This window comes from Rhizobacter sp. P1_G5 (assembly GCF_056405435.1).
This window is the reverse complement of sequence record NZ_JBFUCB010000173.1, coordinates 1-10,104: the sequence shown is the minus strand read 5'-3', so window position 1 is coordinate 10,104 and position 10,104 is coordinate 1. Positions and strand designations below refer to the sequence as shown.

11 protein-coding genes are annotated in these 10,104 nt (G+C 69.7%); 3 read left to right on the top strand and 8 right to left on the bottom strand.

Annotated elements, in window-relative coordinates; translation table 11 throughout:
- Positions 1-404 precede the first annotated feature (404 nt).
- Positions 405-3,134: an aconitate hydratase AcnA gene (gene acnA / locus AC1D12_RS14145; protein WP_477841059.1), complete on the top strand. Its 2,730-nt coding sequence runs from the start codon at positions 405-407 to the stop codon at positions 3,132-3,134.
- A gap of 14 nt (positions 3,135-3,148) precedes the next feature.
- Here acnA and AC1D12_RS14140 read toward each other — a convergent pair whose 3' ends face one another.
- The 6 genes from AC1D12_RS14140 to AC1D12_RS14115 all read right to left on the bottom strand — a co-directional run bounded on the left by AC1D12_RS14140 (position 3,149) and on the right by AC1D12_RS14115 (position 6,709).
- Positions 3,149-3,517, bottom strand: a complete 369-nt coding sequence (locus AC1D12_RS14140; RefSeq protein ID WP_477827264.1) for an ArsC family reductase — start codon at positions 3,515-3,517, stop codon at positions 3,149-3,151.
- Entirely contained in the window at positions 3,514-4,002 is a 489-nt protein-coding gene (locus AC1D12_RS14135; protein WP_477827267.1) for a hypothetical protein, read from the bottom strand. Before AC1D12_RS14135 ends, AC1D12_RS14140 begins: the two co-directional genes overlap by 4 nt.
- Positions 4,003-4,094: 92 nt before the next feature.
- On the bottom strand, positions 4,095-4,730 hold the full coding sequence (locus AC1D12_RS14130) for a hypothetical protein (protein ID WP_477827265.1): 636 nt from the start codon (positions 4,728-4,730) through the stop codon (positions 4,095-4,097).
- Between the two features lie 206 nt (positions 4,731-4,936).
- On the bottom strand, positions 4,937-5,290 hold the full coding sequence (locus AC1D12_RS14125; protein WP_465114652.1) for a hypothetical protein: 354 nt from the start codon (positions 5,288-5,290) through the stop codon (positions 4,937-4,939).
- A gap of 86 nt (positions 5,291-5,376) precedes the next feature.
- Entirely contained in the window at positions 5,377-5,586 is a 210-nt protein-coding gene (locus AC1D12_RS14120; protein ID WP_047505622.1) for a hypothetical protein, read from the bottom strand.
- 88 nt (positions 5,587-5,674) lie between these two features.
- Positions 5,675-6,709, bottom strand: coding sequence for a M14 family zinc carboxypeptidase (locus tag AC1D12_RS14115; protein ID WP_477827266.1), 1,035 nt, complete (start codon positions 6,707-6,709; stop codon positions 5,675-5,677).
- Between the two features lie 114 nt (positions 6,710-6,823).
- Between AC1D12_RS14115 and AC1D12_RS14110 the strand changes: the two genes are divergently transcribed.
- The gene (locus AC1D12_RS14110) at positions 6,824-6,991 is read left to right on the top strand and encodes a hypothetical protein (RefSeq protein ID WP_156154840.1); all 168 of its coding nucleotides are present in this window, start codon (positions 6,824-6,826) and stop codon (positions 6,989-6,991) included.
- On the opposite strand, the gene AC1D12_RS14105 is transcribed toward AC1D12_RS14110, so the two are convergent.
- Complete coding sequence (locus AC1D12_RS14105; RefSeq protein ID WP_477841057.1) at positions 6,988-8,160, bottom strand: acetylornithine transaminase; 1,173 nt, start codon at positions 8,158-8,160, stop codon at positions 6,988-6,990. The two genes, AC1D12_RS14110 and AC1D12_RS14105, sit on opposite strands and share 4 nt — an antisense overlap.
- Positions 8,157-9,140 carry an N-acetyl-gamma-glutamyl-phosphate reductase gene (argC, locus tag AC1D12_RS14100; RefSeq protein WP_465114649.1) on the bottom strand — a complete coding sequence of 328 codons (984 nt, stop codon included), beginning with the start codon at positions 9,138-9,140 and terminating at the stop codon, positions 8,157-8,159. The genes AC1D12_RS14105 and argC overlap by 4 nt, the downstream gene beginning before the upstream one ends.
- 96 nt (positions 9,141-9,236) lie before the next feature.
- Here argC and AC1D12_RS14095 point away from each other — a divergent pair.
- On the top strand, positions 9,237-10,104 hold an 868-nt coding region (locus tag AC1D12_RS14095; protein ID WP_477841055.1), incomplete at its 3' end, for a LysR family transcriptional regulator.

The following is a 10,104-nucleotide window of genomic DNA, read 5'->3' as shown; positions in this document are numbered from 1 at the left end:
ATCCAGTTCTCGTACAGCTGCGCCGACGCCTCGGCCAGGCCGCGCTGGGCCAGGCTCTGGGCGCGGTCGAGCAGCTCGTTGAGCTGCATCCCGCCCGAGCGGGCATGCGCGATTTCGCGCTCCACCTCGGCGGGGGTCGCGGAGGAGGCGGGCGTGGCGGGGCGGTGGTCCATGCGTGGGGCGTCCGTGAGGGGCCGGAGAATATCGGCTCGCCCCATTGTGGGCAGGTCCGGCCCGCCCCGGTCAGGGCAAAAGGCGCAGGAATACCGCTCACTTCACGCCCCGGGGGGTCTTCAGGGCCGTGATCGCATGGGGTTTTCGTGAGCGGTGTCACGGATCTTGCTGCGCCCAGGGGCACAATCGCCCGACCCGCCCCTGCGATGACCCCTCACGGAGAGCTGCCCATGGCCCAAGACGACAAGTCCACGAAGAAGTCCCACGCCTTCTCGAACACGCTGAAGACGCTGAAGACCGGTTCCGGCAAGGCCGGGCAGTATTTCTCGCTGCCGGAGCTGGCCAAGACCTACCCGAACGTCAACCAGCTGCCGATCTCGATCCGCATCGTGCTCGAGTCGGTGCTGCGCAATTGCGACGGCAAGAAGGTCACGCCGGAGCACGTCGCCCAGCTCGCCAACTGGCAGCCGACGGCCGAGCGCGTCGACGAGATCCCGTTCGTGGTCGCCCGCGTCGTGCTGCAGGATTTCACCGGCGTGCCGCTGCTGGCCGACCTGGCCGCGATGCGCAGCGTCGCGCAGGCGATGGGCAAGAACCCGAAGACCATCGAGCCGCTGGTGCCGGTCGACCTGGTCGTCGACCACTCGGTGATGGTCGACTACTACGGCACCAAGAACGCCCTCGACCTSAACATGAAGCTSGAGTTCCAGCGCAACMRYGAGCGCTACGAGTTCATGAARTGGGGCATGCAGGCYTTYGACACCTTYGGCGTSGTRCCGCCGGGCTTCGGCATCGTGCACCAGGTSAACCTSGARTACCTSKCGCGCGGCGTGCACAAGAAGGACGGCRTSTACTACCCSGAYTCGCTGGTSGGCACCGACAGYCACACSACSATGATCAACGGCATCGGCGTGGTSGSCTGGGGCGTCGGCGGCATCGAGGCCGAGGCCGGCATGCTCGGCCAGCCGGTCTACTTCCTGACGCCCGACGTGGTCGGCCTGGAACTCACCGGCCAGCTGCGCGAAGGCGTGACCGCCACCGACCTGGTGCTCACCGTCACCGAACTGCTGCGCCGCGAGAAGGTGGTCGGCAAGTTYGTCGARTTYTTCGGCGARGGCACSMGCACGCTGKCSCTGCCSGACCGCGCSACCATCGSCAACATGGCGCCCGARTACGGCGCSACSATGGGCTTCTTCCCGGTCGACGRMAARACCATYGASTACTTCAAGGGCACCGGCCGCACCAAGGCCGAGATCGATGCGTTCGAGGCCTACTTCAAGGCGCAGGGCATGTTCGGCGTGCCCAAGTCGGGCGACATCCACTTCTCGAAGGAGGTCTCGCTCGACCTGTCGACGGTGACGCCGTCGCTGGCCGGCCCGAAGCGCCCGCAGGACCGCATCGAGCTCGGCAAGATGAAGAGCGAGTTCACCGAGCTGTTCAGCAAGCCGACCTCGGCCAACGGCTTCAACCAGCCGGCCGAGAAGCTGCACCAGGTGTTCACGACCAAGGACGGCCTGGAGGTGCGCAACGGCGACGTGCTGATCGCGGCGATCACCTCGTGCACCAACACCTCGAACCCGGCGGTGCTGCTGGCCGCCGGCCTGCTGGCCAAGAAGGCGGTGGAGGCCGGGCTGACGGTCGCGAAGCACATCAAGACCTCGCTCGCGCCCGGCTCGCGCATCGTCACCGAGTACCTCGAGAAGACCGGCCTCACGCCCTACCTCGACAAGCTCGGCTTCAACCTGGCCGGCTACGGCTGCACCACCTGCATCGGCAACGCCGGCGACCTGACGCCCGAGCTGAACGAGCTGATCACGAAGAACGACCTGGTGTGCGCCGCGGTGCTGTCGGGCAACCGCAACTTCGAGGCGCGCATCCACCCGAACCTGAAGGCGAACTTCCTCGCGTCGCCGCCGCTGGTGGTGGCCTACGCGATCGCCGGCAACGCGACGCGCGACCTGATGACCGAGCCGGTGGGCAAGGGCAAGGGCGGGCGCGACATCTACCTGGGCGACATCTGGCCGACCGCCGACGAGATCGCCAAGCTGATGAAGTTCGCGATGAACGCCGGGGCCTACCGCGACAACTACGAGAAGATCGACCGCAAGCCCGGCAAGCTGTGGGAGCAGATCAAGGGCGTGAAGGGCGAGGTCTACACCTGGCCGAACAGCACCTACATCGCGAAGCCGCCGTTCTTCGACGGCTTCCACATGACGCCGGCGCTGGCCGATGCGGGCGTGAAGGGCGCGCGTGCGATGGCGCTGTTCGGCGACTCGATCACCACCGACCACATCTCGCCGGCCGGCTCGATCAAGGAGGCCACGCCGGCCGGCAAGTGGCTGAAGGACAACGGCGTGCTGAAGGCCGACTTCAACAGCTACGGCTCGCGCCGCGGCAACCACGATGTGATGGTGCGCGGCACCTTCGCCAACGTGCGGATCAAGAACCTGATGATCCCGCCGCAGGAGGACGGCAGCCGCGAGGAAGGCGGCCTGACGCGCTTCCAGCCGGGCAACGAGAAGATGTTCATCTACGATGCGGCGATGAAATACATGGCGGCCGGCACGCCGACCATCGTGTTCGCCGGCGAGGAATACGGCACCGGCTCATCGCGCGACTGGGCGGCCAAGGGCACGCAACTGCTGGGCATCAAGGCGGTGGTGGCGCGCAGCTACGAGCGCATCCACCGTTCCAACCTGGTCGGCATGGGGGTGCTTCCGCTGCAGTTCCGCGGCACGGATTCATGGCAGTCGCTGGGCATTACCGGCGATGAGACCTTCGACGTGCTGCTGGGCGCCGACCTGAAGCCGCAGCAGGAAGCGACGCTGGTGATCAAGCGGGTGGACGGCACGCAGCACGACGTGAAGCTGACGCTGCGCATCGACACGCCGATCGAGGTGGACTACTACAAGCACGGGGGCATCCTGCCGTTCGTGCTGAGGCAGCTGCTCGCCGCCTGATCGCCAGTTGAGCGTCAGGCCTTCAGAGCCTTCGCGAACGCTTCTTCCGAGAACCCGACGGTCACCCGGCCGTCGGGCCAGCGCACCACCGGGCGCTTGATCGTGCTCGGCTGCGCCTGCATCACGGCGCGCGCCGACGCGGCATCGGTCACGCCGGCCTGGGTCGCGTCGTCGAGCCCGCGCCAGGTGTTGCCCTTGCGGTTCAGCAGCACCTCCCACCCGACCTGCGTCAGCCAGCCGTCGATCAGCGCGTCAGGCACGCCCTCTTTCTTGAAGTCGTGGAACTGCACCTCGGCGCCCTGCCCGGCCAGCCACTGGCGGGCCTTCTTGACGGTGTCGCAGTTGGGGATGCCATACAGGGAGATCGAAGCGGAAGCGCTCATGGTCGGCTGTCGTTGTCGTGATCGTTGTAGTCGCACATCGGATCGATCCCGTACCCGGTCTCGACCACCTTGCCATCATCGCCGACGCTGACCTGGAACCACTGGCAGAACGGCGTCCAGTAGCGGTACGACCACACCGTCAGGTGCTGCCGGCCGATGTGCTGCTGCTGCGCCGGACGGCCGAACTCGAACAGGATCTGCGAGCCCGGCGTGCCGATGGCCACCGCGTTGAAGCGCTCCTCGGTCAGCACCTGCTGCCAGCCACCCAGCCGGCCCTGCGCATCGACGTCGAGCATGTAGGTGTGCTTGCCGAACGGGCCACGCGCGTACTCGAGGCGCTTGCCGCCGCCGGGCAGCGGGTACTCGCCGGTGGGCGGGCCCATGCGCTCGGTGATCGCGCCGGTGGTCGCGCCGGGCATCAGGCCGCCGGGGCCGTAGCCTGCGCAGCCGGCGAGAAGCAGCAGCGACGCCGCATGGAGCAGCACAGCCAAGCGGACGCCGCGGAACCGGCTTTGCCGGGCCGCWGSSGGCGCCCCCTGGGGGGAGGCGCCGAAGGCGCTTCGGGGGGAGCGTTTCATCAGAACCAGCCGGCCTTTTGCGCGCCCGCCAGCAATGCAGTCGCCAACTCGGCCATCTGCTTGTTCACCTCTTTCGACGGTGCAGTGGTCGCGCGGCCGGTCCACATCAGCTTGCCGCTGCGCACGTCGGTGATGCTGGTCTCGGCCGCATAGCCGACCGTCGCGTTGCCGCCACCGCCCACCGGTGTCGACATGCCGACGCCCAGCCCGACGCCGGAGCCGAAGGTGCCGAGCCCGAAACCGAGGCTCACGCCGCTGTCGGGGCGCGACAGCGAAGGCATCGCGCGCGTGCGCAGCACCGCGCTGGCGCCGCGCTCGCGCGCGATCGCGACGTACTCGTTGGTGGGCTTGGACGCAGCGGCCGTGTTGCCGGCCAGCGCGCGATCGGTGTCGTCGAACGCGACCGCCGTCGCCCCGCGCGCGGTGACCTCGGAACGCATCTGGTCCTGGCAGATCTGGCGCAGCGGGGCCTCGTCGGCATCGCACACCACCAGCACCTTCGCGCCTTGCAGCGAGGTCGGCGCCACGGCCGGGTCACTCCACTGCGAATCGAGGCGCGTGGTCGATGCACAACCCGCAGCCACCAGCAGCACCAACGGGCCGCACAGCCCGCCCATCCATCGGATCGTGACCATCGTGTCGCTCCAGAAAGAGAAGAGGCGGTCAGTGCGCTGCACTGACCGCCAAGGGACCGCCGAATTCGGAGGAGCATTACCAGCGGCCCAACCCCGAAGTCATGCTAAGACCGGGGGTCGAGGCACGGTGTAGGACGAAATCCCGACCTGCCCTAGGCGCCGCGGCCAGCCCGCCGATGCCGGCTATTCTGGATCAGAGACGTGGATCAGAGACCGAGCCGCGGACGACCGGGCGCGGCCGTCACCGGCGCGCGGGCCGGCAGGTCGGCGTCGCGCACCACCACCGGCGGCTCGACCGGCACCGGTGCACTGCGGCTGACCCATTCGGGCAGCCAGGCCAGCAGCCACGAGAGCGCGAGGAAGGCACCGAAGCCGATCACCGCGAACGCCACCATCATCACCGCGTGCTCCCACGGATCGGTGAGGAAGCCGAACGCGAAGGCAGACAGTGCGGCCACGCCACCCGCCCGCCAGCGCCCGGTGGCGCCGAGCATGCCGCCCAGCGCCACGCCGTAGCTGCACAGGAAGATCAACGCCAGCAGCAGCTGGGGCAGGCCCATGGTGCGAAGGGTTTGGTGCAGGTCCGACATGGTTTTCAGCGTATTCGCGCGCTGTCGGTTTGCGTGTAGGAAGAGAGCTCGATATTTCAGAGCTGTAACGGACGTAGCTGCCGTGCAACAGGCGCCTTGCGCAAAATCGCACGCCCGCGGTCGGTGAGCTTCAACACGCCGTCTTCTTCGCTGAGCAGGCCCTGCACGCAGTAGGCCTGCACGAGGTCCTCGCTGATCGCATTGCCGTGCTTCTCGTACAGGAACTGCATCGCCTGGTCGAAGGCAGGAAGGTAGCTGGTGTGCATGCGGGGCCCCATCGTTGGCGGAATGGGTCCACTTTACGGATGCACACTTTGTTGCGGCATCGCGCATTCGAGGGGGTTGATATCCGCCTCAAGGAGGAGCCGCGGCGCCGTACCAGCGTTGCAGCGCCAACTGCCCGTGGCGCTCGCGCGCGTCCGGCGACGGCAGCCAGCGCCGCCAGCTCGCCGCGGCGCGTGCGAGGAAATCGAGCAGCGCCATGTGCTGGCGCAGCACACGCTGCTGGCGGTGCGCGATCAGCGGGTTGAAGATGCCGTGGCGCGAGAACAGCTGGCGGGGATTCTTCTTGACCCACAGCCACGAGCCCATCTCCAGCGTCAGCGGCAGCAGCAGGCGCTGCGGCAGCGCCGACGCGCGCTGGTAGAGGTGATCCCACAGGTCGCCGTGCGCGAGGTACTGGCGGCTCTGCGGCTCGAACACGTAGCGGTTGTTCGGATGCGATTGCTGGAAGATGCCGTGCAGCGCGTCCATCTCGGCCAGGTGGGCCATCGGCGCTCGCGTGTGCGCATACGGGAACCACAGCCGGTCGCGCAGCCCGAAGCCCGAGTGGCAGTCGACCGCCAGGCTGAACGGCCGCGTGAGCAGTTCGTCTTCGACCACGCGGCACAGCGCCGCGCTCTCGGGCTGCATCGGCGCCCCCGCCGGGCCGCGGTACCACGGCAGCGACGCGCTCAGGCGCTGCCCGCCGAGCAGGAAGGGCACGCGGTCCTGCGCCTCGACCGGCGCGTTGCGCATCAGGTCGACGCCCTGCGGGTTGGCCCGCGTACCGCGTGCGATGCCGCCGGGATTGACGACCGGCATGAACACCATGCGCACGCCATCGAGCTGGCGGTGCAGCGACTCGTCCCAGCGCAGCCGCATCACCAGGCTGCGCAGGTGCGCCATCACGACGGCCGAGCCGATGCGCTCCAGCCCGTGCACGCCGCCGAAGAAGCCGACCGCCGGGATGTCGGGCGCCGGGTTGCCGAGCGTCACGGCGATCACCGGCAGGCGCTGCCCGCCTGCCGTGGCTGCGGCGTCGACCTCGCACAGCACCCGCGCGCCCAGGTGCGTGCCGCCCTCGTCGATGAGGCGCTGCAATTCGATCAGTTCGGTCGGGGTCTGCAAGGGATGGCGGGCTCGCGGTGCCGGCCGAGGATAGCGCGGGCGGCGCGCGCGGTCTGCCATCAAACCGTCATGCAGGATTGCTACGGTGCCGGATCGCCCACTCAGGAGACGCCGATGAACGGCAGCATCAACGGCGGCATCAACGGCAACATCGGCAGGCCCTGGAGCCGCCCTGCACTCGCATGGCAGATCGGCGTCGCGGTCGCGAGCAGCCTGCTGTGGGGCGCGATCGAGCTGGCTGCACTGTGCCGGGCGCGCTGGAAGGCGGCCCGGCCCCGCTAACTCCCGATCCCGACGGCCTCCAGGCTGGCCGCGAGGCCGTCGATCATCAGGTCCACCTCGGCCGCGGTGACGGTGAGCGCCGGCATGAAGCGCAGCACCGCGGGCCGCGGGGCATTGAGCAGCAGGCCGGCGCCGGTACGGGCCTGGGCCGCCACGTCGGCGGCCAGCGGCCGGCCGAGGTCCAGCGCGCGCAGCAAGCCGATGCCGCGCACCCCTTGCAGGCCGAAGCGGTCGGACAGCGCCTGCAGCCGATCGACCAGGTGGTCGCCGGTGGCACGCACCCGCGCCAGGAAGCCGTCGGCCAGCACCTCGTGCAGCACCGACAGGCCGACCGCGCACATCAGCGGGTTGCCGTTGAAGGTGCCGCCCTGGTCGCCGTGCGCGAACACGCAGGCCCGCTGCCGGGCCAGCAGCGCACCGATCGGCACGCCGCCGCCCAGGCCCTTGGCCAGCGTCGCGATGTCCGGCACGACACCGAAGTGCTGGTAGCCGAACAGCCTGCCCAGGCGGCCGATGCCGGTCTGGACTTCGTCGAACACCAGCAGCAGCCCGTGCCGGTCGCACAGCGCGCGCAGGCCTTGCAGGAACTCGGGCGTGGCCGCGTGCACGCCGCTTTCGCCCTGCACCGGCTCGAGCATGACGGCCACGGTGTCCGGGCCGACCAGGGCCTGCACCGACGCGAGGTCGTTGAGCACCGCCTTCGGGAACCCGGCCACCTGCGGCGCGAACATGCGGTCCCAGCCCGGCTTGCCGGAGGCCGACATCGTGGCCAGCGTGCGGCCGTGGAAGGCGTCGCGGAAGGTGATGATCTCGTGGGCGCCGCCCCGGTGCAGCTGCCCCCACTTGCGAGCCAGCTTGATGGCACCTTCGTTCGCCTCGGCGCCGCTGTTGGTGAAGAACACCTGGTCGAAGTCGCTGTTCCGGCACAGCAGCTCCGCCAGCGCGAGCGCCGGCGCATTGTGGAAGGCCGGGCTGGGCGTGAGCAGCAGCGCGGACTGCCGCGCCAGGGCCTCGCGGATGCAGGCCGGCGCGTGGCCGAGCGTGTTCACCGCCCAGCCTTGCACGAAGTCCAGGTGGCGCCGGCCGCGGTCGTCCCACAGCCAGCTGCCTTCGCCGCGCAGGAACAGCTGGTCCGGGCGGGCGGTGATGTTCATCAGCGCGTGGTTCATGCTGCGTGCTCCAGGGCCTGGGGGGCGTGTTCACGAGCGTCGAGCTCGGGGGCTTCGGCCAGTCCGAGCATCAGGGCGAGGTTCTGCACCGCGGCACCCGATGCACCCTTGCCGAGGTTGTCGAAGACGGCGCTCAGCAGCAACTGGCCGTGGGCGTCGTTGCCGAACACCGCGAGCTGCAGGTCGTTGCTGCCGTTGCGGGCCTGCGGATCGAGCCGCGCCATCGCGCCGGTGCGCTCGGCGTCCAGCACCTGCACATGGCGGCAGTCGCGGTAGTGCCGAGCGAGCAGGTCGCGCACCGCCTGCGCCGTCATCGGCCGCTGCAGCATCGAGGCATGCAACGGGATCGTCAGCGCGATGCCCTGCCGGAAGTTGCCGTACGACGGCACGAAGAACGGCCGGCCCTGCAGGCCTGCATGCCGCTCGATCTCGGGCACGTGCTTGTGCTGCAGGCCGAGGCCGTAGGTCTGGAACGGCAAGGCCGCCGCGGCAGCCGGGCCTTCGTGGGCGTCGATGCCCTCGCGCCCGCGTCCGGAGTAGCCGGACACGGCGTGGATGCTCAACGGCGCATCGGCACGCAGGCAGCCAGCCTCGACCAGCGGACGCAGCAGCGCGACGGCCCCGGTCGGGTAGCACCCCGGATTGCTGACACGCCGTGCCTGGGCGATGCGTCCGGCCTGCTGCGGCGACATCTCCGGAAAGCCGTAGACCCAGTGCGCATCGGTGCGGTGCGCCGACGAGGCATCGATCACCCGCACGCGCGGGTTGCGGACGGCCGCCACCGCCTGGCGCGCGGCCTCGTCGGGCAGGCACAGCACAGCCACGTCGCAGTCGTTGATGGCAGCGGCACGCGCGGCGGCATCCTTGCGCAACGCGTCGGGCAGCGTCACGAGGGCGATGTCGCGTCGCCCGGCCAGCCGCGCGCGGATCTGCAGGCCGGTGGTGCCCTGGTCGCCGTCGATGAAAACGCTCGCGCTCATGAAGTCCTCCTGGAGTGGAGAGCAGAGCTTGCGGTTCGGCCGACGATCGGTAAAGTTGAATGTCATGAACAGCAGATTCATGAAACCTGAAGCACCATGAGAGAACTGAACCTCGACCAGTTGCGCACGCTGGTGACGATTGCCGAGCTTGGATCGTTCGCCGCCGCGGCGCGCCACCTGCACCTGGCCGCGCCGACGGTCAGCCTGCACGTGGCCGAACTGGAGTCGCGCCTGGGCGCGCCGCTGCTGCTGCGCCAGCGCCAGCGCGTGCTGCCCACCGGGATCGGCGAAGGGCTGGTAGAGCGCGCCCGGCGACTGCTGGCCGATGTCGATGCAGCGCTCGATGAAGTGGCGCACCGGGTCGAAGGCCGCGCCGGGCGGGTGCGGGTCGGGGCTTCCACCGGCGCGCTGGCCTGGCTGCTGCCGCTGGCGCTCGAGGCCATCGGGCGCGACCACCCGGGCATCGACGTGCAGGTCGCGGTGCTCACTTCGCAGGAGGCCCTGACCCGCGTGCAGGAAGGCACGCTCGACATCGGCCTGGTGGCGCTGCCGCAGGCCGCCGTCAAGGGCCTGCAGATCGTGCCCTGGCGCCGCGACCCGGTGATGGCCTTCCTGCCGCGCGCGTGGACGGCGCCGCGCACGATCACGCCGGCCTGGCTCGCGGGCCGCCCGCTGATCGCCAACGACGCCACCACCCGGCTGCACCGCATGACGACGGACTGGTTCGCCGGCGCCGGCGAACAGCCACAGGCGCGCATCGAGCTGAACTTCAACGATGCCATCAAGAGCCTGGTGGCGGCCGGCTACGGCGCCGCGCTGTTGCCGCGCGRGGAAGGCGCAGCCGCGGTCGACGAGCGCATCGTGATCAAGCCACTCGCGCCGCGCCTGTGGCGGCCGCTGGGCCTGGCCCACCGCGCCGGCAAACCCGAGCCTGCGACGCGGCATGTGCTGGACGCGCTGATGG